General features: G+C 71.1%; 23 protein-coding genes, 1 tRNA gene and 1 pseudogene. 11 read left to right on the top strand and 14 right to left on the bottom strand.

Annotated elements, in window-relative coordinates:
- Positions 1-3 precede the first annotated feature (3 nt).
- The gene (locus AB0E90_RS09330) at positions 4-813 is read right to left on the bottom strand and encodes a hypothetical protein (protein WP_360401890.1); all 810 of its coding nucleotides are present in this window, start codon (positions 811-813) and stop codon (positions 4-6) included.
- A gap of 314 nt (positions 814-1127) precedes the next feature.
- Between AB0E90_RS09330 and AB0E90_RS09325 the strand changes: the two genes are divergently transcribed.
- Positions 1128-2069 (top strand): SDR family oxidoreductase, encoded by a 942-nt coding sequence (locus AB0E90_RS09325; RefSeq protein WP_360401887.1) that lies wholly within the window; start codon positions 1128-1130, stop codon positions 2067-2069.
- 70 nt (positions 2070-2139) lie between these two features.
- Here the strand turns inward: AB0E90_RS09325 and AB0E90_RS09320 are convergent, their stop codons facing one another.
- From AB0E90_RS09320 to asnB, 4 genes are all read right to left on the bottom strand, one after another.
- A complete protein-coding gene (locus AB0E90_RS09320; RefSeq protein ID WP_360401884.1) occupies positions 2140-3120 on the bottom strand; it encodes an NADPH:quinone oxidoreductase family protein in 981 nt (326 codons plus the stop codon).
- 305 nt (positions 3121-3425) lie between these two features.
- On the bottom strand, positions 3426-4382 hold the full coding sequence (locus AB0E90_RS09315; protein ID WP_360401881.1) for an RNA polymerase subunit sigma-70: 957 nt from the start codon (positions 4380-4382) through the stop codon (positions 3426-3428).
- Between the two features lie 17 nt (positions 4383-4399).
- On the bottom strand, positions 4400-4648 hold the full coding sequence (locus tag AB0E90_RS09310; protein WP_360401878.1) for a hypothetical protein: 249 nt from the start codon (positions 4646-4648) through the stop codon (positions 4400-4402).
- A gap of 43 nt (positions 4649-4691) precedes the next feature.
- Positions 4692-6581: an asparagine synthase (glutamine-hydrolyzing) gene (gene asnB / locus AB0E90_RS09305; protein WP_360401875.1), complete on the bottom strand. Its 1890-nt coding sequence runs from the start codon at positions 6579-6581 to the stop codon at positions 4692-4694.
- A gap of 139 nt (positions 6582-6720) precedes the next feature.
- Here asnB and AB0E90_RS09300 point away from each other — a divergent pair, with 139 nt between their 5' ends.
- Together AB0E90_RS09300 and AB0E90_RS09295 are read left to right on the top strand one after the other, a co-directional pair.
- Positions 6721-7404: a response regulator transcription factor gene (locus AB0E90_RS09300; RefSeq protein WP_360401872.1), complete on the top strand. Its 684-nt coding sequence runs from the start codon at positions 6721-6723 to the stop codon at positions 7402-7404.
- Positions 7401-9146, top strand: coding sequence for an ATP-binding protein (locus tag AB0E90_RS09295; protein ID WP_360401869.1), 1746 nt, complete (start codon positions 7401-7403; stop codon positions 9144-9146). The genes AB0E90_RS09300 and AB0E90_RS09295 overlap by 4 nt, the downstream gene beginning before the upstream one ends.
- A gap of 89 nt (positions 9147-9235) precedes the next feature.
- Here the strand turns inward: AB0E90_RS09295 and AB0E90_RS09290 are convergent, their stop codons facing one another.
- Positions 9236-9442, bottom strand: coding sequence for a hypothetical protein (locus AB0E90_RS09290; protein WP_360401866.1), 207 nt, complete (start codon positions 9440-9442; stop codon positions 9236-9238).
- A 55-nt stretch (positions 9443-9497) separates the two neighbouring features.
- Here AB0E90_RS09290 and AB0E90_RS09285 point away from each other — a divergent pair, with 55 nt between their 5' ends.
- From AB0E90_RS09285 to AB0E90_RS09270, 4 genes are read left to right on the top strand one after another with little or no spacing between them, the layout of a single operon-like run.
- The gene (locus AB0E90_RS09285; protein WP_360401863.1) at positions 9498-11057 is read left to right on the top strand and encodes an MFS transporter; all 1560 of its coding nucleotides are present in this window, start codon (positions 9498-9500) and stop codon (positions 11055-11057) included.
- A 53-nt stretch (positions 11058-11110) separates the two neighbouring features.
- Positions 11111-11971 carry a helix-turn-helix transcriptional regulator gene (locus AB0E90_RS09280; protein ID WP_360401860.1) on the top strand — a complete coding sequence of 287 codons (861 nt, stop codon included), beginning with the start codon at positions 11111-11113 and terminating at the stop codon, positions 11969-11971.
- A complete protein-coding gene (locus AB0E90_RS09275; protein ID WP_360401857.1) occupies positions 11968-12339 on the top strand; it encodes a DUF2255 family protein in 372 nt (123 codons plus the stop codon). Before AB0E90_RS09280 ends, AB0E90_RS09275 begins: the two co-directional genes overlap by 4 nt.
- A complete protein-coding gene (locus tag AB0E90_RS09270) occupies positions 12336-13166 on the top strand; it encodes an oxidoreductase (protein ID WP_360401854.1) in 831 nt (276 codons plus the stop codon). Before AB0E90_RS09275 ends, AB0E90_RS09270 begins: the two co-directional genes overlap by 4 nt.
- 78 nt (positions 13167-13244) lie before the next feature.
- Here AB0E90_RS09270 and AB0E90_RS09265 read toward each other — a convergent pair whose 3' ends face one another.
- The gene (locus AB0E90_RS09265; RefSeq protein ID WP_360401851.1) at positions 13245-17195 is read right to left on the bottom strand and encodes a hypothetical protein; all 3951 of its coding nucleotides are present in this window, start codon (positions 17193-17195) and stop codon (positions 13245-13247) included.
- Entirely contained in the window at positions 17192-17608 is a 417-nt protein-coding gene (locus AB0E90_RS09260) for a hypothetical protein (RefSeq protein ID WP_360401848.1), read from the bottom strand. Before AB0E90_RS09260 ends, AB0E90_RS09265 begins: the two co-directional genes overlap by 4 nt.
- Before the next feature lie 190 nt (positions 17609-17798).
- Here AB0E90_RS09260 and AB0E90_RS09255 point away from each other — a divergent pair, with 190 nt between their 5' ends.
- The 3 genes from AB0E90_RS09255 (at position 17799) to AB0E90_RS09245 (ending at position 19662) form a co-directional block, all read left to right on the top strand.
- A complete protein-coding gene (locus AB0E90_RS09255) occupies positions 17799-18140 on the top strand; it encodes a PadR family transcriptional regulator (protein ID WP_360401845.1) in 342 nt (113 codons plus the stop codon).
- Positions 18137-19180 (top strand): hypothetical protein, encoded by a 1044-nt coding sequence (locus tag AB0E90_RS09250; RefSeq protein WP_360401842.1) that lies wholly within the window; start codon positions 18137-18139, stop codon positions 19178-19180. The genes AB0E90_RS09255 and AB0E90_RS09250 overlap by 4 nt, the downstream gene beginning before the upstream one ends.
- 203 nt (positions 19181-19383) lie before the next feature.
- Complete coding sequence (locus AB0E90_RS09245) at positions 19384-19662, top strand: hypothetical protein (RefSeq protein WP_360401839.1); 279 nt, start codon at positions 19384-19386, stop codon at positions 19660-19662.
- Here AB0E90_RS09245 and AB0E90_RS09240 read toward each other — a convergent pair.
- From AB0E90_RS09240 to AB0E90_RS09225, 4 genes and pseudogenes are all read right to left on the bottom strand, one after another.
- Entirely contained in the window at positions 19653-20126 is a 474-nt protein-coding gene (locus AB0E90_RS09240) for an AAA family ATPase (protein WP_360401836.1), read from the bottom strand. The two genes, AB0E90_RS09245 and AB0E90_RS09240, sit on opposite strands and share 10 nt — an antisense overlap.
- 173 nt (positions 20127-20299) lie before the next feature.
- A pseudogene (locus tag AB0E90_RS09235) lies at positions 20300-20404 on the bottom strand (creatininase family protein); the annotation flags it as partial.
- A gap of 34 nt (positions 20405-20438) precedes the next feature.
- Positions 20439-21119 (bottom strand): hypothetical protein, encoded by a 681-nt coding sequence (locus AB0E90_RS09230; RefSeq protein WP_360401833.1) that lies wholly within the window; start codon positions 21117-21119, stop codon positions 20439-20441.
- A 219-nt stretch (positions 21120-21338) separates the two neighbouring features.
- Positions 21339-21434 (bottom strand) — tRNA-Sec (locus tag AB0E90_RS09225).
- A gap of 18 nt (positions 21435-21452) precedes the next feature.
- Here AB0E90_RS09225 and selD point away from each other — a divergent pair.
- On the top strand, positions 21453-22454 hold the full coding sequence (gene selD, locus AB0E90_RS09220; RefSeq protein ID WP_360401830.1) for a selenide, water dikinase SelD: 1002 nt from the start codon (positions 21453-21455) through the stop codon (positions 22452-22454).
- Positions 22455-22486: 32 nt separating this feature from the next.
- On the opposite strand, the gene AB0E90_RS09215 is transcribed toward selD, so the two are convergent.
- Together AB0E90_RS09215 and AB0E90_RS09210 are read right to left on the bottom strand one after the other, a co-directional pair.
- The gene (locus AB0E90_RS09215) at positions 22487-22909 is read right to left on the bottom strand and encodes a hypothetical protein (RefSeq protein WP_360401827.1); all 423 of its coding nucleotides are present in this window, start codon (positions 22907-22909) and stop codon (positions 22487-22489) included.
- 36 nt (positions 22910-22945) lie between these two features.
- Positions 22946-23665, bottom strand: coding sequence for a BTAD domain-containing putative transcriptional regulator (locus tag AB0E90_RS09210; protein WP_360401824.1), 720 nt, complete (start codon positions 23663-23665; stop codon positions 22946-22948).
- Positions 23666-23668: the final 3 nt, after the last annotated feature.

The raw sequence follows: 23668 nt of genomic DNA, 5'->3' as shown, positions 1-23668 counted from the left end.
AGCTTATCTGAGCGAGCGGGCGTGCGGCTCGTACTCCTTCAGGGCCTTGCGGATCTTCGCGCCGGGGTCGCCGGTGACCGTGAAGTCGACGTAACGGCGCTGGAAGGCGATCGCCTCGTCGACGAAGAGCTGCAGTGACGCGACGCAGGTGGCGGTGGTCGCGGCGGTCAGCCGGCAGTCGGCGAAGGAGGTCGTGACGGCCCGATAGGCCGGGTCGGAGTCGTCGCCGCCGAGATCGAACGCGAGAACGACCGCCAGGACCGGGTCGGCGCCGGTCGTCTTCAGCTGCGGGTCGGACACCTTCGGCTCGACCACCACGAGTGCCGCGGGCAGGGTCGGCATGCCGGTGTTCAGCACCTGGATGTGCTCGGTGGACGGCACGGCGGGGCAGTCGCCCGGCTCGGCGAACCGGCGGATCGACGGCAGGTAACGGCATCCGAAGCGCAGCTGGTAGTCGCCGCCGGCGCCGAAGACCTGCTCGAACGCGGGAGCGTGCTGCCCGGGCAGGGTGATCTGCTGGTCGAAGTCCTGGTCCATGCCGCCGTGGGCGACGCAGGTCCCGTTCGAGGGACCGAGGAAATACTCGCGGCCGCCGAAACCGTCCGGGCTGGTGAACGCGACCGCACCGGGCGGCACCGCAGCCGGCGTCCGGCGCCGGTGGGTGGCGGCGGGAGCGTGCGTGCCGCCGTCGTCGACCGGCACGAATTCACACGCCTTGGTCCGCGCCCGCCCGGCCTCGGCGGCGGACGTCGGCAGGACCACGCCGGCGGCCAGCGCGATGCAGGCGGCAAAGACGGTGAACGGGCGAGGCATTACCGGCAACAGGTCCTCCGAACAAATACCACAAACACGGCAAAGTCCGGCCAGTATCGCTGCCGGGGCGCCCGCTGAACAAGTTGGACACGTCCGGGTGAGGCCAGGTGCCGATGCGCTGGGCGCCGATGACCGAGAGGAGCTGGAGCTTCTCGTGGCTCTCGGTGCCGGGCGTCGAGGGGCACGGCGCCAGCCACGGATTGCCGATCCCCTCTCACGGCCGGCCCGGTCCCCGCAGCATGGGATCAACAGACCGTGGTTGTTCCCGGGCGGAGGGTGCAGCCTGGGAACACACCACCCCAGAGGAGCTTCCGATGACACGCAGGCAGCTGGATATCCCGGTTCCCGACCTTTCCGGGAAGGTCGCGCTGGTGACCGGCGCGAGTGACGGTGTCGGTCTGCACCTGGCGTCCCGGCTCGCGGGGGCCGGCGCCGAGGTGATTCTGCCGGTGCGTAACCCCCGCAAGGGCGACGCGGCGGTCGCGAGGATCAAGGAACGGCATCCCGGCGCGGTCGTGTCGCTGCGCGAGCTCGACCTGTCGTCGCTGCGCTCGGTCGCCGCGCTGAGCGCCGATCTGCTCGACGCGAACCGGCCGATCCACTTCCTGATCAACAACGCCGGGGTGATGACCCCGCCGGAGCGGCAGACCACCGCCGACGGATTCGAACTGCAGTTCGGCACCAACTATCTCGGTCACTTCGCGTTGGTCAGCCAGTTGCTTCCGCTGCTGCGCGCGGGCCACGCCCGGGTGACTTCGCAGCTCAGCATCGCGGCGAACAGCGGGGCCATCAACTGGGACGACCTGAACTGGGAGAAGTCCTACAACGGGATGCAGGCGTACAGCCAGTCCAAGATCGCGTTCGGGTTGTTTGCGCTCGAGCTGGACCGGCGCAGCACGGCCGAGGGCTGGGGGATCAGCAGCAACGCCGCGCATCCCGGCGTCGCGGCCACCAACCTGCTGCAGGCCCAGCCCGCGGTCGGCCGGGCGCAGGCCACCGTCGGCGGCCGCCTCATCCGCGCCCTCGGCAGCCGCGGCATCCTGTTCGGCACGCCCGAGACCGCGATGCTGCCCGCGCTGTACGCCGCGACCTCGCCGGACGCCCGCGGCGGCCGGTTCTACGGACCCGGCGGCTTCCAGCACCTCGCCGGCGCCCCCGCCGAGCAGCCGCTCTACTCACGGCTGCGCAGCGAGGACGACGCCCGGCGGATCTGGGACGTCTCCGAGGAGCTCACCCGGTCGGCCCGGACCGTCTGACCCGGCCGGCTTTCCGGGCCTGACCGGCTTTCCGGGCCTGACCGGCTTTCCGGGCCCGGCCGACCGGATCTCAGGGCAGCAGGGCCAGCTTCCCGACCGTGGCCCGCGCCTCCAGCTCGGCCAGCGCCTCCGGGCCGTCGGCCAGCGGACAGGTGGTGGGCCGGCCGGGGCGAAGCACGCCGGCCGCGAGGAGCCCGAACAACTCGCCCATGACGTCGCCGAACATCTGCGGCGCCGCCTGGATCAGGGCGCCGATGTTGAGGCCGATCAGGTGGACCTGATGCCGGTAGACCAGGTCCCAGTTGGTGATCGCGGCTTTCCCGCCGGCCAGGCCGTAGACGACGACCCGGCCGGTCACCCGCTTGGCCGCGGCCAAGCCGGCCTGCAGGGCCGGCCCACCGGCCGACTCCAGCACCAGGTCGGCGCCCTCGCCGCCGGTCAGCCGCCGCACCTCGGCGGCCAGGTCGGCACTGCGGGAGTCGATGACGTGGTCCGCGCCGAGCGCCCGCACCACCTCGTGCTTGCCCGGCGCGGCCGCGGCGATCACGGTGGCGCCGTAATGCTTGGCCATCGTCACCGCGACCTGGCCGGTCGCGCCGGCCGCCGCCTGGATCAGCACCGTCTGCCCGGCGGCGAGGCCGCCCAGGGGCTTCAGCGCGGCCAGCGCGGTCGGCCAGCTCACGACCAGGCCCAGGGCCTGCTCGTCGGCCCAGCCGGCCGGCACCGGGACGGCCGCGGCCGCCGGCAGCACCAGGTATTCGGCGAAGGCGCCGCCGGCGACGCTCGCGCCGATCACGTGGGCGCCGGGCGCCAGGCCGGTCACCCCCGCCCCGACCGCGGTGATCTCGCCGGCGGCTTCGATGCCGGCCAGGTACGGCGGCCGCGGCCCACCGGCGAAGGCGCCGCGGGCCTGCGAGATGTCGACGAAGTTGACCCCGGCGGCGGTGACCCGGATCAGGACCTCACCCGGCCCCGGACTCGGTAGCGGTGCGTCGGTGATCAGACGCAGGTCCCGCGGGCCGTCGAAGGACGTCTGCTGCAGTGCGCGCATGGTGGATTCCCTAGGTCGGGTGATCGAGGACTTCTGCCCACGCCCAGGAAGACCCGGCGGCTGCCGAAAAGGAATCTCGGCGCGGACCGTGGTACAGGGATGAACCACTCGCGCGGGCCGGGGCGTTAGCGTCGGGCGCATGGCTCCACGACAGAACGCTTCCTGCTCACCGCGGAACGGGTCGCGCCCCAGCACGTACGCACGTCGATCGAGGTCGCCGACACCGTCCGCCTCCTGCTCGACCGCTCCACCCGCCGTACCGGCGGCGCCGAGCTGCGCGCCCTCTGCGAACGCCTGCAGGTCATCTAGCGCCCGGGCCCGAAGGCGGCGACCAGGCCCGGGTCGCCGAAGGAGGAGATCCGGGCGATGCCGGCGGCGGTGACGGTGAGGACGCAGATGCCGTACGGCCGGTGGGTGCCGTGTTCGTCGCGGAGGTAGGCCACGGCGGCCGGCTGCCCGTTCGCGCTGGTAGCGACCATGCGCCAGTCGCCGGGGGCGCCCAGCAGGTGGTCGCGCAGGAACGGCACGCAGACGGTGCGGCCGGCGAACCAGGTGCGCAGCGGCGTCGCCTCCAGGACCGCGTCGGCGAGCAGGAGCCGCTCCAGGGCGGCGGCGTCGGCATTCTCGAACGCGGCGATGTACTCGTCGAGAAGCGCGCGGGCGCGCGGCGCGGCCGGCTCCGTGATCTTGCTGTCGGTCAGGGACAACTCCGACAGGGTGGCCCGGGCCCGCTGCAGCGAGCTCTTGACCGACGCCGTCGTGGTGCCGAGCAGGTCGGCGACCTCGGCGGCGCGGAACGCCAGCACGTCCCGCAGGATCAGCACCGCCCGCTGCCTCGGCGGCAGGAACTGCAGGCTGGCCACGAGCGCCAGCCGCACCCCCGCCCGGGCCGCGACGACGGCCGCCGGATCGGCCGGCTCCGGGAGCACCAGCGCGTCCGGCACCGGCTGCAGCCAGTCCACCTCGGCGCCGGCCACCTCCAGCGGCGCGTCCGGATCGTGTTGCGGCTCGGCGACGCCGGAGGGCAGCATCCGCCGGTTCCGCTTGGCCAGCTCGGTCAGGCACCGGTTCGTGGCGATCTGGTAGAGCCAGGTGCGTACCGAAGACCGTCCTTCGAACCGGTCGTAGGACCGCCAGGCCCGCAGGTAGGTCTCCTGGACCAGGTCCTCCGCATCCTGCACGGAGCCGAGCATGCGGTAGCAGTGCGCGAACAGCTCACGCCGGAACGGCTCGGTAGCGTCGACGAATGCGGCGTTGTCCACGCGACCCATCCAACCGCCTAGAACTCCTGGCCGCCCGCCTGAAGGACCGGGCGGAGCTCGGCGCCGGCCGTTGCCCAGCGTGCTGCCTCGTCGGCCGACGGGCAGTCGATCAGGTAGAAGCCGGTCACCGGTGGGCTCGCCAGGGCGCCGCGGGCCAGTTCCGGGCCGGTCAGGCCCTCGGCGGCGACGTGTACGCCGGCCTCGATCATCTCGGTGGCCAGGGCGGCGTCCCAAGCCGCCCCGCGCACCAGGATCAGATATTTCATCCTCGCTCCTCTCCGATTACCGGGGGAGTCGGAGCGGGTGGCGCTAATTCGACATCGCCAGGTGCGGCCACGGCGCCGGGCTGATCGTGCCCTCGACGTAGATCGCGTGCCAGAGGCAGAACATCGCCACCGCCCACACCTTGCGGGAGTTGTCGGCCACGCCGGCCCGGTGGTCGGTCAGGAGGCGCTGGGCGTAGTTCAGGTCGAGCAGGTGGCCGGCGCCCGAGTCGGCGAGCAGGCCGCCCACCCAGTCGCCGATCGTGCCCTTCAGCCAGATCCGGGTCGGGGTGGGGAAGCCCAGCTTGCGGCGTTCGCGCACCGACTCCGGGACGATGCCGCGCATCGCCTCGCGCAGGGCGTGCTTGGTGGTGCGGTTGTGCGGGGGCAGCTTCAGGTCGGTGGACAGGCCGGCGGCGGCCGCGTAGACGGCGCGGTCCAGGAACGGGACGCGTAGTTCCAGGGAGTGCGCCATCGACATCCGGTCGGCCTTCTGCAGGATGTCGCCGGGCAGCCAGGTGTGCAGGTCGACGTACTGCATCGAGGCCACGTCGTCCACGTCGGCGGTCTCGGCGTACAACTGCGCGGTTATTGCCGTGTGTGGTTCGGCGGTGAACCGCATGAGCTCGGCCTTCTCGGCGGGGGAGAAGATCCGGGCGTTGCCGTAGTAGCGCTCCTCGATCGGGGTGGTGCCGCGCTGAAGGAAGCTGCGCCCGCGCATGCCCTCCGGCATCACCTGCGCCAAACCCCGTAGGCCACGCTTCATGCCGCCGGGCAGGCGGCCGATCCCGGCGAGGGAGGCCGGCTCGCGGTAGATCGTGTAGCCGCCGAACAGCTCGTCCGAGCCCTCGCCGGAGAGCGCGACCGTGACGTAGCGGGCGGCGGTGCGGGCCAGGAAGTAGAGCGGGATCAGCGACGGGTCGCCGCTGGGGTCGTCGAGCAGGTGCACGATCCGGGGCAGCTCGCGCAGCACGTCGTCCTCGGTGACCACAGTCGGTGTGATGCGCACGCCGAGCTGGCGGGCCGTCTCCACGGCAACGGAAATCTCCGAGTAGCCCTCCTGTTCGAACCCGGCCGTGAAGACGTGCAGGTCGGGGTGGATCTCGCGGGCCAGGGCCACCACCGCGGAGGAGTCGACGCCGCTGGACAGGAACGCGCCGACCGGCACGTCGGCCTGCAAATGGGCGCGGACGCTGCTGCGCAGGGCGTCCTGGATCGCCTGGTAGGCCACCTCGGGCTGCAGGTGCAACGGGCGCAGCGAGGGCCGGAAGTACCGCTCGATCCGCTGACCGCCGCCGCGGGTCCAGGTCAGCCGGTGCCCGGGCGCGAGCCGGCGGATCTGCCGGTCCATCGTCATCGGCTCCGGCACGAACTGGAAGGTCAGGTAGTGGGCGAGCGCGTCGGTGTCCAGGTCGCCGCCGCTGAACGGCAGCAGCGCCTTGCGCTCGCTGGCCAGGAAGATCCCGTCGTTGGTCTCCAGGATGTAGAGCGGCTTGATGCCGAACGGGTCCCGGGCGGCGTGCAGAGTGCCGGTCCAGTGGTCGTAGGCGACGAACGCGAACATCCCCCGCAGCCGGGGCAGCGCCGCCGCACCCCAGTGGTGGAACGCCGCGGCCAGGACTTCGCTGTCGCCGCTGGTGGCAAAGGAAGCTCCGGCGCTGATCAGTTCTGCACGCAGCTCGCGATAGTTGTAGATCTCCCCGTTGAAGACGACCGTCCACCGGTCCTGGTAGTGCAAGGGCTGCGCGCTCTCGGCCCGGTCGAGGATGGCGAGCCGCTTGAACCCGAACGCCATGCCGTCGGCGTACTCGAGCCGGGTGTCGTCCGGTCCCCGGTGGTGCATGGCCTCGAGGCCGCCGGAGATGGCGGTGACCAGTGCCGAGTCGAGGGGGCCGGCCTGCGCCCGGCTGCTCACGAAGACTTCGAAACCACACATGCCGGGGACGGTAGGGACCCGCTTGTGAGGAACCGGTGCGGAAGTTACCAAGATCGAAGCCGGGATCGGAACCGGACACGATCTTCACAGGTTCCGGACAATTCTGGCCACGTTTGCGAGAAGGAGTCATGATCGGCCGGTGACCGCACGGATTCTCGTGGCCGACGACGACCCGAAGCACGCCCAGCTCATCCGCCTGTACCTCGAGCGGGAGGGCCACCAGGTGCTCACCGTCGGTGACGGGCGGGCGGCTCTCGACCAGGCCCGCGCGCGCAAGCCCGACCTGATCGTGCTGGACATCATGATGCCGCTGGTCGACGGCCTCGACGTGTGCCGCATCCTGCGCGCCGAGTCGAACGTCGCGATCCTGCTGGTCACCGCCCGCTCCTCGGAGAACGACATGCTGCTCGGCCTCGACATCGGCGCCGACGACTACATGTCCAAGCCGGTCAGCCCGCGCGAGCTCACCGCACGGGTGCGGGCCCTGCTGCGGCGGATCGGCGCCGGCGACGCCGCCGCGCAGGTCATCCGGGTCGGCGGGATCGAGGTGGATCCGGGCCGCTTCGAGGTACGGGTGGACGGCGCGCCGGTCAGCCTCACCGCCAAGGAGTTCGGCATCCTCGAACAGCTCGCCCGCGAACCCGGCCGGGTCTTCACCCGCGGCGAGATCATCGACAAGACGTTCGGCTTCGAGCAGGAGGTCTCCGCGCGCACCGTCGACGCCCACGTCGTCAACCTGCGCCGCAAGATCGAGCAGAACCCGGCCGAGCCACGCTACGTGCAGACCGTCTACGGCCGGGGCTACCGGCTCGCCGACCGATGAGTTTTCGGCTGCGCATCTTCATGCTGGTCCTGCTGGTCGCGGTGACCGCGATCGGGGCCACCGCCTGGCTCACCCTGAGTCTCACCCAGCGTGAGGTCACCCGCTCCCGGCAGGCCCAGGTCAAACACCAGACCGAGATCATCAACACCATCCAGACGTACGGGCTGAGGCACGGACACTGGCCCGGTGTCGACGTGGTCGTCGCCGATCTGGCCGAACGCACCGATCTGCACATCCAGTTGCGCACCGACGACGGCCAGGTGCTGGTCGACTCCGACACGCTGCAGAAGCGGCCCTCGGGCGGAGTGCGCGGCGCGGCCGAGGGCATCGACCCGCGGCCGGTGCTGGACCGGTCGATCAAGCAGGCGGGCACCGACCCCGCGGCCTACGGGGTGATCAAGAAGAACTACCTGAACGGCATCTTCGGGCCGGCGCCGACCGACCTGATCGGCGGCAGCGCCCCCTGGCTCGCCGCGCGACAGGTCGCGCAGTATCGAGCCGCCCTCGTCATGGTGCGCTGCCACGCCGACAAGACGAAGACCGACGCGGTGCTGCTCACCAGCGACGCCCCCTATCTGACGCAGGCGCAGATGACCGCCGACCCGGACTGCCTGCGCCAGGCCACCACGAAGGTCGAGAGCGACACCACCTGGCAGGCCGACGTGAACGCCACGTTCTACGCCTGCACCGAGAAACGGGCGCTGCTCTACAACGGCAACGTCTGCCTGGAGTCCGGCTTCATCAACGCCGTCGCCACCACCTCGGCCCCGCCGTTGCGGCTCTACCTGGGTGGCCGCGACGATCTGGACCTGACCCAGCTGGGCCGGCCGGCGATCTTCGGCACGCTCGGGCTGCTCGTGGTGGCCACCCTCGGCACCGCCTGGATCGCCCGCCGGATCAGTCGCCCGGTGCGGCGCCTCACCCTGGCCTCCCGGCAACTCGCCGGCGGCGACCTCGACGTGCGGGTGCTCTCCCGCGGCGGCGGCGAACTGGCCCGGCTCACCGAATCCTTCAACCAGATGGCCGACGCGGTGCAACGCAGCGAGGAACGCCAGCGCCGGCTCATCGCCGACGTCGCCCACGAGATTCGTACGCCGTTGTCGAACCTCCGCGGCTATCTCGAAGGGCTGTCCGACGGCATCGTCGAGCCCAGCCGGGAACTGTTCGTGTCGCTGCACGAGGAAACCCTGCTCCAGCGCCGCATCCTCGACGACCTGCAGGTCCTGGCGCTGGCCGAGGCGGGCGAACTCGGCTACACGAAAGCCCCGCTCGATCTCGCCGACCTGGCCCTGACCAGCGCAACCGCACACCGGGCGGTGGCCGCCGAGGCCGGCGTGACGCTCACCGCGGAGGCGCCCGACCCGGTCTGGGTGGACGGCGACAACGACCGCCTCCGCCAGGTGCTCGGCAACCTGCTGACCAACGCGATCCGCTACACCGACGCGGGCGGGCACGTGCTGGTGCGGGTCCAGGCGTTCGGCACCGAGGCGATCCTGACCGTGCAGGACAGCGGCGTCGGGATCGCCCCGGGCGACCTGCACCGCGTCTTCGACCGCTTCTGGCGCGCCGACCCGGCCCGCCAGCGCGCCACCGGCGGCACCGGCCTGGGCCTGACCATCGCCCACCGCATAGTCACCGACCACGGCGGCCACCTCGAGGTCGAGAGCAGACCCCACATCGGAACAACCTTCGCCGTACGCCTTCCGGCCTTCCACCCGGCCCCCACGCCCAGAAATCCTTGATCGGGTATCCGGGCCCGGGACAAGGGCCCGTTTCCAGGAGATCGGGGTCTGGGCCATGCCGCAGCCCTGGATGATCCGTCGGATGCGCCCTAGCGGTCGGCCGGGCGGTCGGCTCCGTCGCAGCTGTCCTCGGTGATCTCGTCGAGCACGTCCAGCAGGTCGGGGCCCTCGTGGCCGACGTCGACCGTGCCGCCGACCAGGCCCAGCTGCGTCGCGCACTCGCGGCCGAAGCCCTTGACCATCCGGTCGGCGCGGGTCGGATGGCCGCACCGCGGACACCGCCGCATCTCCGCCATTCCCGCAGAGTAGCCCGGATATCCCGGCCGCAAACCGGGTAGTTCCGGTGGCACCATGAGTTCGCAGACGATCACGCCGGCCGTCCGGCACGCCTGGCTCACCGCGCTCGTGCTCGCGGGCGCGATGTTTCTGGTGCTCTTCGACAGCCTCGCGGTGGCCACCGCCCTGCCCGCCATCGGCGCCGAGTTCAGGATCGCGCCGGCGTCGCTGCAGTGGGTGGTGACCGGCTACTCGCTGAGCATCGGCGGCTTCCTGGTGCTGGCCGGCCGGGTCTGCGACCTGTGGGGCCGCCGCCGGCTGATCGTCGCCAGCCTCGCCCTGACCGCGGCCGGCCTGCTGGTGTCCGGTGTGGCCCCCGGCTTCGCCCTGCTGCTGACCGGCCGGGCCATGCAGGGCGTCGGCGCCGCCTTCGCGATCCCGGCCGCCCTCGCGTCGGCGGCCACGCTGTTCCCCGGCGAGCCCTGGCGCAGCCGGGTCTTCTCGGTGGTGGCGGCGGCCGCGAACACGGCGGGACTGGCCGGCGCCGTCTGCGGCGGCCTGATCACCTCGTACCTCGGCTGGCGCTGGATCTTCCTGGTCGTCCTGCCGGTCGCCGCCGCCGCCGTGCCGGCGGCCCTCCTGATCCTCTCCGCCGACCATTTGCCGCCTTCCCGACCCGGGACGGCCCCTGCCGACGAGCGGTCGTCCGCGGCGGCCGGCCCCGCTGCTGCCGACGAGCGGTTGTCCGCGGCGGCCGGCCCGGCTCCTGCCGATCAGCGGTTGTCCGCCGCAGGTGGCCCGGTTCCGGCCGATCAGCGGGCCTTCCCGGCGGGCGGCCCGGCTCGGGGTGACCAGCCGGCGCCCCTTGCGGGCGGGCGGCTTGACGTCGTGGGGGCGGTGCTCGCCACCGGCGGGCTCCTCGGAGTCATCCTGGGGGCGACTCGGATCGGGGAGCAGGGGCTGCGGTGGGCGACGGTGCTGCCGGTGATGGCGGGGCTGGTGATGCTGATGGCTCTCGTGCGCTGGGAGCGGCGGGTGCCGCATCCGCTGATCAAGGCGTCGGTGGTGCGGTCGCCTCGGCTGGTCGCGAGTTGCCTGGCGTTCGGGGCGCATTCCGCCGCGTACGCAGTCGTCGTGGTTGTCGGCAGTTTGCAGTTGCAGGATTCTTTTCGGCTCTCCGCGGCGCAGGCCGGTCTGGTGCTGGAGCCCGTCCTGCTCGGGGCGCTGATCAGCGCCGTGCCGGCCGCCGGGTGGGTGCGGCGCTGGGGGACCCGCCGGGTCGTCGCCCTCGCGTTGACGTTGTGCACGGTGATGCTGGCGCTGATCGCGGTCAGCTCCGCGCACTCGCTGGCCCTGCTTGCCGTCTGCCTGATCGCGTGGGGGTTCAGCGCCGGGCCGATCTATGTCGGCCTCACCCGCGAGTGCATCGGTGACGCCGCGCCGGAGGACCGGGGGATGGCTTCCGCGCTGTTCGAGTCGACCACCCACGTGGGCGGGGCCGTCTCGGTGGCCGTCTTCCTCACCATGATCGGCGCCGGTCTCTCCTACAGCAGCACGCAGTTCCTGGCCGCCGCTGTGGTCGGCGCCTCGGTGATCAGCACGCTGCTCGTCATGCCGGCCCGGAGCGCGACATGACCGGTACTGACAGAACCTCCCAGTCCGGTGGCGGGCGTCGTAGCGTCGGGAGCATGGACAACCGGGCGGAGATCCGCGACTTTCTCACCACGCGGCGCGGGCGGATCACGCCGGAGCGGGCCGGGCTGCCCGACTACGGGTCCCGGCGGCGGGTCAGCGGGCTGCGGCGGGAAGAGGTCGCGCTGCTGGCCGGGGTCAGCGTCGACTACTACACGCGGCTCGAGCGCGGGAACCTCTCCGGAGTGTCCGACAGCGTGCTGGAAGCGCTCGTCCGGGCCCTGCAGCTCGACGACGCGGAGCGTGCTCACCTGCTCGATCTCGCCCGCACCGCCAACGCGACCGTCTCCACCGTGCGGGGGCGGCGGCGCCCCTCGGCGACGATCCGGCCGGGTGTGCAGTTCGTGCTCGACGCGATGACGATGGCGCCGGCCTACGTGCGCAACGGGCGGCTCGACGTGCTCGGCGTCAACGCGCTCGGGCGGGCCGTGTTCGCCCCGATGTTCGCGAGCACGGCGGGGCCGGCCAACATCGCGCGGTTCATCTTTCTGGATCCCGCCGCCCAGGAGTTCTACCTCGACTGGGCGGAACTGGCAGCCGACACCGTCGCGCTGCTGCGCGGCGAGGCAGGGCGAGACCCGTACGACAAGAAGCTGACCGACCTCATCGGTGAGTTGAGCACCCGGAGCGAGGTTTTCCGCACCTGGTGGGCGGCGCACAACGTGCGTCAGCACCGGGCCGGGATCAAACGGCTGCATCATCCGGAGGTCGGTGATCTCGCCCTCGGCTACGAGTCGATGGAGCTGACCGCCGACACCGGTCTGCGGCTCAACGCCTACCACGCGGCGCCGGGCAGCCCCGAGTACGACGCGTTGCGGCTGCTCGCCAGCTGGACCGCGCCGGAGCACGCCCGATGAGCGGCTGGACGGCTGCGGAGCTGGCCGCGATCGGTGGCGCGACCGAACTCGAGATCTCCTCGCGGCGGGCGGACGGGACGCTGCGGCCCTTCGTGCCGGTCTGGGTGGTCCGGTCCGGTGACGAGCTCTACGTGCGTAGCGCCTACGGGGCGGCCAACGGGTGGTACCGCCGGGCGCTCGCTGCCGGCTTCGGTCAGATCCGGGCCGGCGGGCTCACCCGTGACGTCTCGTTCGTGGCCGAGACCATCGACGTCGACCACGCCTATCACACCAAATACGACCGGTACGGCCCGGCGATCGTCGGCACGGTCGTCGGCCCCGCCGTGGCCGCCCTGACGATCCGCCTGCAGAAGGAGACCCCCTCATGACCACCTGGCTGATCACCGGCTGCTCGACCGGCCTCGGCCGCGCCCTGGCCACGGCCGTGCTCGAGGGCGGCGACAACGCGGTCGTGACGGCCCGTGATGCCGGCAGTGTCGAGGACCTGGCCAAGGCGTACCCGTCAAGCGCTCTGGCTCCTGCCCTCGATGTCACCGACGCCGCGCGGATCGCGTCGGTCGTCGCGGCGGCGGAGGAGCGCTTCGGTGGGGTGGACGTGCTGGTCAACAACGCCGGCTACGGCTATCGGGCGGCGGTCGAGGAGGGCGCCGACGCCGACGTGCAGCAGCTGTTCGCGACGAACTTCTTCGGCGCCGTCGCGATGATCAAGGCGGTGCTGCCCGGCATGCGCGCCCGCCGCAGGGGGTCGATCTTCAACGTCTCGTCGATCGGCGCGCGGATCAGCCCGGCGGGATCGGGCTACTACTCGGCGTCCAAAGCGGCGCTGGAAGGCATGTCGGGCTCGCTGCGCAAGGAGCTGCAGCCGCTGGGCATCACGGTCACCTCGGTCGAGCCGGGCGGGTTCCGCACCGACTTCGCGGGGCGGTCGCTGACCCAGTCGGCCACGCCGATCGCCGATTACGCGGAGACCGCGGGCAAGCGCCGCAAGGAGCACGACACCGCGCACGGCACCCAGCCCGGCGATCCGGCGCGGGCCGCCCAGGCGCTGATCACGGCGGCGAGGAGCGGGGAGGCCCCGGAGCTGCTGATGCTCGGCACCGACGCGGTCACCGCGATCACCGCGGTGCTGGACGCGCAGCGGGCCGAGGTCGAGGCCTGGCGGTCGCTGTCCACCAGCACCGACTTCGACCGCTGACGGGGACAGCGAGCCGGCGGTGCAGATAGTCCTTCGCGAAGTCATCGATCACCGGACAAGAGCGTAAGAGGTTCTCGGTCAGGAGTGCGGCCCGCTGATGACGGTTCGCGCGATGTCGGGCGCCACTTCGACCAGTCCGTGCAGCGGGACCGTCCACTCGCCCAGCGCGAAGGCCGCCGCCAGGAGCTGCCGCGCGCGATTCGGCCGGCCGCCGCGGGCCAGGCCGATCGCCAGGTCGGTCAGCGCCTGAGCCCGGCTCGACGGGTTGGTGATCCGGTCGACGACCTTCAGCGCGTTCTCCGGACGTCCGCCGCCCTCGGCCATGACGGCCACGACCCCGGCCAACGCGTCGTCGCGATCGTCGGACGCGCCCCGCGCCAGGATGTTCCAGCGATCGCGGGACGGGTCGTGCAGCGCGATCGCGCCGGCGACCCGCAGGGCGGCGTCGAGGTGGCCGGACTCGGCCAGCCGCTGGGCGAGATAGGCCTGCACGCCGGGAGCTGGTTCGGGATCCTCGTACGCCAGCCGCTCGGCCCGGTCGGGCAGGCCGAGCCGCAGGTAGGCGTCGATGCCGAGCACGATCGGCTCGGGCAGCATGAAGGTCGAGTCCTCGCCGGCGGACCGGGCCGCGCCGAGGGCGGCCTCGGTCATCCGGGCGACCATGGCCGGATCGCCGATCGCGGCCCACGCGGTGATCAGCCGGCTGTAGACCGTGCACGTCTGCCACGGGTGGGTCAGCCGGGCGGCGATGTCGCCGGCGACCCGTGCGTGGCCGGTGCTGGTCGCCGGCGTGAACGCGCCGTTGTCGATGGTTCGAGCCGCCAGCTCGGCGTGGAAGACGGCCTTCTGCCAGGGCAGCGGCAGCCGCCGCTCGAGCACCGTGACCTTCGGGAGCCGGAGTGTCGCGACCGCCGTCGCCGCGAGCTCGGCCGCGGTCTGGGCGAGCTCGACATACTCGGCCGGCGGCAGCATGGCTGCCGCTGCGTCGATCAGCTCGTTGGCGAAGCCGTCATCGCCCGCCTTCCGGTAGCCCTCGGCGACCGACGCCAGAGCGGCGGCACGTTCGTCGGGCTCGGTCGCCCGGCTCGCCGTGCGGGTGGCCAGTGCCAGGGTGCCGCGGTCAGCGGCGAAGATGCGGGTGACCTCCTGCAGCGCGTCGCCCTGCACCTCCTCGGCCAGCCGTCCCGCCGAATCGTCGCCCTTCCGCGCGGCCAGGACCGCGATGCTGCCCAGGAGGTCGCGGCGGGTCCCCTCGTCGCCGATGCGCCGGGCCAGCCTTTCCGCCTCCGCGAAGTCGCCCAGCTCGGCGCTGGTGATCGCGACGAGCGCCAGGTCCGTGTTCTCGCGGTCGGGATCGATCGTCGCCCGCGACGAGATCTCTGCCATCGCCGCGACCCGGACGGCCTCGTCGAGGTCGCCGGCCTGCGCGAGGATCCGGGCGGCGCGGGCGAGGATCTCGCCGGCCTGATCGAGGTCGAACGGGTCGGCCTCGCCGGGGTCGAAGTCGGGTTCGTCCACGTCGAAATCGGTGCCGGTCAGCCGCCGGCTCGCCGCGAACTGCGCCGCCCGCCGGGCCGCCTGCGGCCGGTCCTGCCCGACGACGGCCTCGCCGAGGGTGAGGGCGGCCTCGGCCTGCTCGACCGGGTCGTCGAGCAGAGCGATGGCGTACATGGTGGCGTCCTCCCACCCGCCGCGGGCGATGGCGTGGACCACCGCGATCAGCTCGTCCTTCGGCACCCGGCGCAGGCGGCGCTGGATCAGGCTGCGGTCGCCGGTGCGGGCGACGACGACCGCGAGCGGGACGGACGCCTCCGGCCCGGTCTGCTCGGCGAGGTCGTCGGCCAGCTTGATCAGTGCGCGGCCGCCGTGGTCGCCGGCGGCCACCTGGTCCGCGCCGATCAGGGCGATCGTGCGCACCCGGGCGACCGCGGGCAGGCTCATGGCGATGTTCATGGCCCTGGTGCGCTCGCCGGCGGCGGCCAACAGGTCGCAAACCGTGACGAGCAGGTTCAGCCGGGTGCCCAGGTCCACCGCCTGGTCGAACGCCTGGTTGCCGACGCAGATCTCGAGGACCGGCGGGGCGCCGGTGGCCGGGTCGTTCATGCGCAGGAGCATGTTCGTGGCCTCGCCGTACCGGCGGGCGCGGGCGAAGCAGCGAGCCAGCGTCGCCGAGACGTTGTCGTTGACCTGTGGCTCGCCGTCGGCCAGCGCCAGGAGCAGCCGCTCGTCCGGCGCGCTCAGCGGGCGGCCGCCGGCGTCGGCGACGGCCATCCGGGCGAACGCGCGGCCGCCCTCGTCGCCGATGGCGGCGATCGCGCCCTCGGCCTCGGTCATCCGGCCCTCGTGAGCCAGCGCGTCGACGACTTCGAACAGTGCGGCGTCGCGCAGCGCCGGATCCCGGATCGAGCGGGCGAACGCGAAGCCCCGCGCCCGGACGTACCCCAGCAGCACGTCGATGCCGTTCTCGCACTCGTCGAGCGCGAAGCCGACGACTTCGTCGGCCTCCTCCGGATAGCCCTGCTCGAAGGTCTCGACGGCCACCGCCAGCAGCGCCGTGCCGCGTTCCGGGTCCTCCAGCTGCACGGCCATGAAGGACGCCACGTCGAAGCGGTGCACGAACAGCAGGGCGGAGACGATCGACTGCTGCAGGTCGGTGCGCTGCGGGCTCGGTTCGATCGCGCCGACCAGGGCGAAGGCGCGCTCGGGTGACCCGAGCAGCGCCCACACGGCCGGCAGCGACGGCGGCATGTGCAGGTTGGGCGCGGTCAGTTCCCAGCGCAGCTTCGCCAGCCGGGCGGCGCCGGCGAGATCGGGATCTTTCTCCCTGGTCCAGCAGACCTGGGCGGCGACGATCTCGCCGAGCGCCGGGCCGTCGCCGCCGAGGCGCTGCCGCATTCGGGCATGCCGGTCGGGGTCGAGCGCGAGGGCGGTGAGCGGGGTGGTCTCGCCGTTGTCGGCCAGCAGCTTGCCGTACCGGGCGAGCAGGAAGAACGGGGTGTCGGCCGGCCAGCGGCGGCGGCCGTAGCCCACCGACCACCGATCGATCCGGGCTCGATAGCGACCGATCATCGCGCTGCCCAGGGCCTCGCTGGCCTGTTCCCGCAGCGATTCGTGACTGAAGACGAAGCCTTCGCCGCCGTCCGGGAACGGTGTCACCACGAGCGTTCGGCCACCGGCGTTCACGATGGTTTCGCGTACGAGATGGGCGGTTTTCTCGGTGAGTTCGGCGACCTCGTCGATGCTGATGCCGCCCTCCGACGCGACGGCGAAGCCGAGCACGTCCTGCGCGAGAGAGTCGCTGCGCAGCAGCGTGTCGAGTTCCAGCCGCGCCTCCCGGTACAACCGGGCGGCCCGCGCCGAGCCGGCCAGCCGGCGCACCCGGCAGGTCAGAGCCGGATGATCGGTGACGTCGACCGGCAGATCGAACTGGTGACGACCGGCGAGGACCACGCGCAGCGCCGGATGCGGCTCGGCCGGCAGCAGCGTGAGGATGCTCGGCAGCAACGTGGCCCGATTGCGGCTCTGATCCTCGTCGATGCCGTCGACCACCAGCACCATCCGCCGCCCGTTCGCCTGCGCCAGATCGAGTGCCCGCCCCAAGAGCTCGGCCCGCTCCAAATGCAGAAGAGCCGGGTCCCGTACGCCGGAGGCAGTGGTCTCCAGATACGTCGTCAGCTGGGAGTGCAGGGTCAGCTCGAACGCGGTGCTGTCGTTCCAGTAGGACTGGCCGGCCCGGACGAAGAAGTGCAGCGTGTCGACGCCGTCCGGCGGCTCGAGCACGAATGTCGCGAGTAGCGCTGTCTTGCCCGACCACGGCTCGCCCTGCCACCACACGTAGGGCTCGGCCCCGAAGCAGAACGCGCGCAACTCGGCCAGCTCGGCGTCACGGTCCTCCAGAGTGGCCGGAGCCAGCTCGCGGACATGTTCGAGCAGCGCTTCCGGCCGCAGGACGACGCCCCCGGCGCCGAAGTAGTTGATCTGGACGTTGTTGTCGCCCTGCTGGAAGCCGTGGCTGTCGTGGACGCTCATGGCGCGGGTGGCCTCGTCACGTTGTGCTGAACGTTGTTCGAGCCGATCTGGAAGCCGCTGCTGTGGCTGATCCGCACGTTGTACCGATCGCCGCCGGCCTGCCGGACCATGCTCTCCAACTCGGCCGCCAGCACCGGGTCATCCTTGAGCGCCTTCAGGACCTGGGCACGCAGCACCGCTTGGGACGCCTCGTCGGCCGGGTCCTCGACCAGCTCCTCGACCGCCTCGGTGATCTGTCCACCCCGGCTGGAGAGGAACAGCCGGGCCAGCAGCTTCCGTCCCCAGCCGACCGTTGCGTCGGCGCCACTGTCGACGGCGGTGTCGGTCGCCTTCTGGACCACAGCGCCGCCGTAGGCGGCGGCCGTGGCCGCCACGTACGGCACCACGGCCGTCGACAACTCTCCAAGATCCATCACAGCCACCATCCCGATACGTTGAGCTACCACCGGTATAACAGCGCCGCGCGAACACAATCACTCCTACGAATGGCTCCGAAGGAACTACGACAAAGGGATGGCCGAAGGGCCGGAGACGGTGCGCGTGCTGCCGAGACACTGATACTACGGTTGACGTTATATAACGCTCGGGATAGCGTACGCGGTCATGCAGGAGCCGACGTTCTTGATCCTGACCGCCCTGGCGGCGGAACCGGCCCACGGGTACGGCGTGCTTCGCGCCGTCGAGGAGTTGTCGCAGGGTGAGGTCGTGCTGCGGCCGGGCACCCTCTACGGGGCGCTTGACCGGCTCACCGAGCAGGGCCTGGTCGTGATGGACCGGGAGGAAGCGGTCGGGGGGCGGCTCCGGCGCTACTACCGGCTCACCGACGCCGGGAAGGCGGAGCTCGCGACGCAGGTGCAGCGGCTTCGGCGCAACGCGGACGCGGCGGCCGCCCGACTGCGGCTCGCCTTCGGTGGTGGGCCGCTCGCCTTCGGTGGTGGGCTGTGACCGTGGAGTGGGAACGCCGCTGCGAGCGGCTGCTGCGCGCCTATCCGCGCTCCTACCGCAATCACCGCGGCGCCGAGATGGTCACCACCCTGCTGGACATGGCCGAAGCCGGCCGGCGGCCGAGCCGCGGGCTGGCGGTGCACCTCGTCCTGTGTGGTCTGCGGGAGCGATTCCGGCCGCCCGCCCGGCAGCCCCTCGTGTGGGCCGGCGCTCTGCTCGCGGCGGTGCTGCTCGGCGGCTTCGGCGCGGCGGCCGGCACCTGGGCGGGCTGGCAGACGGCCGCATCCGTGCCGTCCGACAGCGAGTTGCGGGCGCTCAATGCCGCGCTGACCGGCATGCCCGCGCCCGCCGCCGTCTACCGGGAGGCGTCGGCGATGAAAACCCCGAACGCGCTCGTACGGGCGGACGGCACCAGCGATTATTCGGCCGAGCGGGTCCGGGCCGCGCTGGTCGCCGACGGCTGGCGCATCACGTCGTTCGAGGAGCGGACCGGCTACGTTCTCGGCAACTTCACCGACGACATCGAGAAGGCCGAACGCATCCCGATGAAGTCCGTCAGCTACACGGCGACCAGGGGTGGTCTGAAGCTCCAGGGCGACGGTGATGCGATCGTCAACGGCGACGTCATGTACGGCACCGAGGTCTGGCCACGTGAGACGGCGGCCGTGCGGCCGCTGACCGTCGCCGGGGTGGTGGCCGGGGTTGTCGCCGGATGGTTGCTGGCGGTCGCGTTCGCCTTCCGGATGCGCGACAGCGGCCGCCGTCGGGGGTGGGCGGCGAGGGCGATGTCGGCGGTGGCCCTCGCGGCGGCGATCGTCCCTGGTTACTCGCTCTACCGCGACGCCTACCAGGTGATGTTGTACGCCCACGGCTCGCCGTATCCGTACATCGTGTACAGCCCGAGCGACGTGATTGCGCTCCAGCCGTGGACGGCCGTGAGCCTCGCCGCCCTCGCCGCCGCTGTCATCGCCGTGGCCTGGCCACGCCGCGAGCCCGCGGCGTCCGTGATCGAGGGGATCGCCCTGCCCGATCGCGGGTGATCAAGCAGTTCCTCTGAGCCGTCGGTAAGGGGTTCGGGATGAGTGCTGTCCAAATTCCGTCAACCAAAGTTGACGCGGCTCGCCCTGAAGATCGCCGAGTGGGCGGAATCGAAGGACTCCGCGGTCTTGCCGCGAAGCTCTTCGAAGCGCCCTTCCAGCGACACCGATCATGGCGAGAACTCACGAGCAGGCACAATGGCCCGGTGCCCGCCGACGATGCCGAACTCTGGCAGTTGCTGCGTTCCCTCGACGACCCCGGCCACCTGGAGTTCCCGGCGAACTACGACCACCGGACGGCGCGGGCCCGCTTCGAACGACTCGCCCAGCAGCTCAATGCGAGCTTCGGCAACCGGTGCGACGTCGACCGTCAGGTTCAGGACGATCTGGGCTACACCCTCATCCCCGAGGAACCTCTGTGGCGGCCTTACGACGGCGCCGGCATCTCCAGCACATGGTGGAACCGCTACTTCGACTACACCTGACCGGCCGCGCCGGCCTGTCCGGAGGAGAGCAGGCAGCGCTCGATCTGATCGGCCAGCACCTGGACCGGCTGAAGTCCGTCGAGTTCAAGAGTCGCGCCCCGGCGGATCAACGGTTCGACCTCGGCGACGTACCGGGTGATGTCGGCCTGCTGTTCGGACTTCTTGCCGTAGGGGTTGTTGGTCCGAACCCGCACCCGATCCAGGAGCACCGCCAGCGGGGCATAGAGATAGATCACGTGCTCGAATCGGTCGTAGAAGCGGCCCTGATTCCGCACGGTCCCGGACACGGCGATCGTGGGATGCTCGGCCAAGAGTGCGCTCATCCTCGGCTCGTCCCACTGGGCGTCAGCCAGCTCCCAGCCATCGTAGTCGGTGTCTACGGTCCGGTAGCCGCGGCGGGCAACGGCGGCGAGGAGCGTGCTCTTGCCGGCCCCCGACATTCCCGTGACCAGCACCCGAGCCATGCTCGCAGCGTATGTGGGGGCGACGGACTACGCGAGCGCGGTCAGCGCGTCGAGGTGGGTCTTGAAGCTGGCGACGAGACGCAGCAGCGAGGCCTCGATCTCGCCCGCCTGCATGTCGTCGTGCGCGGAGGTGGTCAGATCGGCCGCGTCCCTGGCGGCCGACCAGTCCTTCCGGGTAGGTGGGCACCATGCTGCTCGAAGCTGCCGATCGGCAGCACCGCCACCTGCGCGGCGCGGCGCTTCTCGTCGTCGCTGGTCGCCGTAGGGAGGAAGGTCATGGGTTCATCGTCCACCAGAACCGATCATGGCGAGCTATTGCACTTTTCCGAGCGGGACGATGTCCAGCGTTATGTTCTTGTTCTCCGCGTCCAGATCGAAACGCACTATTTTGACCCAAACCCATTTATTGTCCGTCGTTATCACGCAGAACGCATTTCCGGCGGCGAAGTCTTCGTCCTCGATGCCGTACCGGAAACGGACGGTCGAGTTGTTGCAGTCGTCGATATTCGGCGTCGCTCGGGCCCTGGAAGCTTCGCCTTGAATTTTGATCGTCTTGATGCTGATGTATTCGAAGCCCAGGTCGGATCCCGATTTCCAGGACCTGCTCAGATCCCAGTTCTGACGGGTCGAGTCGAGGTCTATCTGATAGTTTTCGTTGAAGGTCCGCCCGTGGAGCCGATCTGCGCCGTCGGCGTCTCCGGCACTGGGTTCGGGCGCTGCATCGGTGGACTGCGTTGCCGCGGGGGTGTCCACTTCCGCGCTGGTAGGGCTGCCGATGGATGTCGCCCAGGTGCTGGTCGGGCGTGCCTCGTTCTTGCTGCCGAACACGCCGGTGGCGAGGCCGACCGTTCCGGCGATGAGGGCGACCACCACACTGAAGACGCCGGTTATGATGGCGGCTTTCGCGGTGTCCGGCTGTTTCTCGAACCATCCGCGCTTTGCGTGGCGCCGCGTCGTTTCGACCCGGGTTTCATTATTGACAGGCGTGCTCATCTGTCATCCGTTCGAGTGTGGCAAGAGCCTTTGATCAGGCGAGCGACGCTACTGGGATTCCAGAGATCGAGCAAAGTTGATCAATAGCGTGGTCAGTGATCAACAAAGAGCCGAACCTGTCGGCGCGCAGGTGGTGCCGCAAAGTGCTGCGCAGTTCAATCACGGCATGTCGCGAATCTGACACCCGGACAGGTAATGCCGTGCGCAAATGCATTTAGCTGGCGGAGGCGGACGGGAATCGAACCCGCCTGGCCCGGATGCCGGGCCACACCGGTTTTGAAGACCGGGAGGGGCACCAGCCACCTGAACGCCTCCGGGGATCACACTAGACAGGTGACGACGACATCTGCGCAGCGACTCACCTCCTACGCGCACGGCGGCGGCTGTGCCTGCAAGATTCCGCCCGGCGAGCTCGAGGCCGTCGTGGCGGGGCTCGTCGGTGGGGATCTGCCGCGCGGGCCGGGCGAACTCCTGGTCGGGCTTGATGACGGGGACGACGCGGCCGTGGTGCGGATCGCCGGTGGGCAGGCCATCGTGGCCACCGCGGACTTCTTCACCCCCGTCGTCGACGATGCCTATGACTGGGGGCGGATCGCTGCGGCCAACGCGCTCTCCGATGTGTATGCCATGGGTGGGACGCCCGTCGTCGCGGTCAATCTGCTCTGCTGGCCCCGGGACCTGCTGCCGATGGAGCTTGCCGCTGAGGTGCTGCGGGGTGGGTTCGACATCGCGCGGGAGGCCGGCTGTTACGTCGCCGGGGGGCACAGCGTCGACGACCCGGAGCCGAAATACGGCATGGCGGTCACCGGCATCGCCGACCCCGACCGGCTCCTGCGCAACGACGCCGGGGTGGCCGGGTTGCCGCTGACGCTGACCAAGCCGCTGGGCATCGGGGTCCTCAACAGCCGGCACAAGTCGACCGGTGAGGTCTTTCCGCAGGCCGTGACGGCGATGACCACGCTCAACCGGGACGCGGCCGAGGCGGCCAAGCAAGCGGGAGTCAGCTGCGCCACCGACGTGACCGGGTTCGGGCTGCTCGGGCACCTGCACAAGCTTGCGCGTGCCAGCGGCGTCACCGCCCGGCTCGACGCGCGGGCCGTGCCGTACCTCGAGGGGGCCCGGCAGGCCCTCGCCGACGGGTTCGTCAGTGGTGGCACCCGCCGCAATCTCGACTGGGTGCGGCCGCACCTGGCGGCCGAGGTGTCGGAGGACGAGCTGCTGCTGCTGGCCGACGCGCAGACGTCGGGTGGGCTGCTGGTCGTCGGGGAGATCCCGGGTTACCCGGTGATCGGTGAGCTGGTGGTGAGCACCGGCCGGACGGTCGAGGTGGCCTGAGGGACGCCGGGGCGCCCCTCAGGCGTACGCGATCAGATGACCTCGAAGATTTCGCTCTGTACCAGGGAGAAATCGTTGCTGTTCGCGCCGGCCGGGTTGCCGGTGCGCAGCCTCGCGATGACCTGCAGCAGGTCGCCGACCTTGATGTCGGGCGAGCCGGCCGCCACGGTGAAGACGAAGGCCTGGTTGCTCGGGGTCCAGGTCTGGTTGACCCCGATGGTGCCGGTCGCGTTGCCGGGCGCGGTCGCCTTCACCAGCTTGAACTGGGTGAGGTTGGTGATCTGGACGGAGGCGGCGTACGGGGTGATGGCGTTCGGGCCGGTCACGCCGTTGCCCGCCTCGGCCTCTAAGTGGATGTCGAAGCCGAGTGATCTCTCCACGACCGGCACCCGGAAGGAGTCCTTCGGGTCGGTCGGGTAGACCGCGATGGCTTCGGTGTCGTTGAATCCTGGCATTTTGTGTTCCCCCTTGTGGTGGCTGACAAGGCAGCTTCATCCGCGGGGTGTGACAGTGCTGTGACAGGTCCGGAAGAGCTCGCTCACCGTCCTCGACGGCTCGACGCCGAGTTCGCCGCGCAGCAGGGTGCGCAGCCGGCCGAAGTGTTGCAGCGCCTCGGCGCGGTTGCCCTCGACCAGGTGGGCGCGGATCACCGCGCCGTGTGCGCTCTCCCGCAGCGGCTCCAGCGCGACGGTGGCGAGGGCGGCCTCCACGGCCGCCGCGGTGTCGCCGGCGGTCAGGAACCGGGCGGACAAGGCTTCCAGGGCGTGCAGGCGCTGCTGCCGCAATTGTTCGCGGGCGACCAGAACCCAGTCGTCGTACCAGCCGGCCAGCAGCTCGTCGCCGGCCAGCGACCGCAGAGCGGATCGGACGGGAGGGCCGTCCAGGACGCGGGCCGCGGCCGTGCGGACCCGGTGGACGTCGACCTGCACCGCGGGTGACATCGACACGACACCGCAGGACGGCGGCACGATTTCGGCGAGGCCGCGCCGGTGCAGGCGGGACAGCGTCGCGCGCAGGTTGCCGCTGGCGCGGGTGTCGGAGCAGTCCGGCCACAGGGCGCCCGCCACGTACGAGCGGGCGCAGGCGCCGTGGAGTGCGAGAAAGGCGAACAGTCGCTGCCCGTTGCGGCCGACCTCGGCCTCCCGGCCGTCGCAGCTGAGCTGCCACGCGCCGAGGAGTGAGAGTCGCCAGACGGGCCGATGATCGGACATCGG

Source organism: Actinoplanes sp. NPDC026619 (assembly GCF_040638295.1).
Taxonomy (GTDB): Bacteria; Actinomycetota; Actinomycetes; order Mycobacteriales; family Micromonosporaceae; genus Actinoplanes.
This window is presented reverse-complemented; position numbering and strand designations above follow the sequence as displayed.

What these genes read in the sequence shown, in the direction of transcription:
- AB0E90_RS09330 (WP_360401890.1), bottom strand. Translation starts at nt 813, where the DNA reads ATGCCTCGCCCGTTCACCGTCTTTGCCGCCTGCATCGCGCTGGCCGCC.
- AB0E90_RS09325 (WP_360401887.1), top strand. Translation starts at nt 1,128, where the DNA reads ATGACACGCAGGCAGCTGGATATCCCGGTTCCCGACCTTTCCGGGAAG.
- AB0E90_RS09320 (WP_360401884.1), bottom strand. Translation starts at nt 3,120, where the DNA reads ATGCGCGCACTGCAGCAGACGTCCTTCGACGGCCCGCGGGACCTGCGT.
- AB0E90_RS09310 (WP_360401878.1), bottom strand. Translation starts at nt 4,648, where the DNA reads ATGAAATATCTGATCCTGGTGCGCGGGGCGGCTTGGGACGCCGCCCTG.
- asnB (WP_360401875.1), bottom strand. Translation starts at nt 6,581, where the DNA reads ATGTGTGGTTTCGAAGTCTTCGTGAGCAGCCGGGCGCAGGCCGGCCCC.
- AB0E90_RS09295 (WP_360401869.1), top strand. Translation starts at nt 7,401, where the DNA reads ATGAGTTTTCGGCTGCGCATCTTCATGCTGGTCCTGCTGGTCGCGGTG.
- AB0E90_RS09290 (WP_360401866.1), bottom strand. Translation starts at nt 9,442, where the DNA reads ATGGCGGAGATGCGGCGGTGTCCGCGGTGCGGCCATCCGACCCGCGCC.
- AB0E90_RS09285 (WP_360401863.1), top strand. Translation starts at nt 9,498, where the DNA reads ATGAGTTCGCAGACGATCACGCCGGCCGTCCGGCACGCCTGGCTCACC.
- AB0E90_RS09280 (WP_360401860.1), top strand. Translation starts at nt 11,111, where the DNA reads ATGGACAACCGGGCGGAGATCCGCGACTTTCTCACCACGCGGCGCGGG.
- AB0E90_RS09275 (WP_360401857.1), top strand. Translation starts at nt 11,968, where the DNA reads ATGAGCGGCTGGACGGCTGCGGAGCTGGCCGCGATCGGTGGCGCGACC.
- AB0E90_RS09270 (WP_360401854.1), top strand. Translation starts at nt 12,336, where the DNA reads ATGACCACCTGGCTGATCACCGGCTGCTCGACCGGCCTCGGCCGCGCC.
- AB0E90_RS09265 (WP_360401851.1), bottom strand. Translation starts at nt 17,195, where the DNA reads ATGAGCGTCCACGACAGCCACGGCTTCCAGCAGGGCGACAACAACGTC.
- AB0E90_RS09260 (WP_360401848.1), bottom strand. Translation starts at nt 17,608, where the DNA reads ATGGATCTTGGAGAGTTGTCGACGGCCGTGGTGCCGTACGTGGCGGCC.
- AB0E90_RS09255 (WP_360401845.1), top strand. Translation starts at nt 17,799, where the DNA reads ATGCAGGAGCCGACGTTCTTGATCCTGACCGCCCTGGCGGCGGAACCG.
- AB0E90_RS09240 (WP_360401836.1), bottom strand. Translation starts at nt 20,126, where the DNA reads ATGGCTCGGGTGCTGGTCACGGGAATGTCGGGGGCCGGCAAGAGCACG.
- AB0E90_RS09230 (WP_360401833.1), bottom strand. Translation starts at nt 21,119, where the DNA reads ATGAGCACGCCTGTCAATAATGAAACCCGGGTCGAAACGACGCGGCGC.
- AB0E90_RS09215 (WP_360401827.1), bottom strand. Translation starts at nt 22,909, where the DNA reads ATGCCAGGATTCAACGACACCGAAGCCATCGCGGTCTACCCGACCGAC.
- AB0E90_RS09210 (WP_360401824.1), bottom strand. Translation starts at nt 23,665, where the DNA reads ATGTCCGATCATCGGCCCGTCTGGCGACTCTCACTCCTCGGCGCGTGG.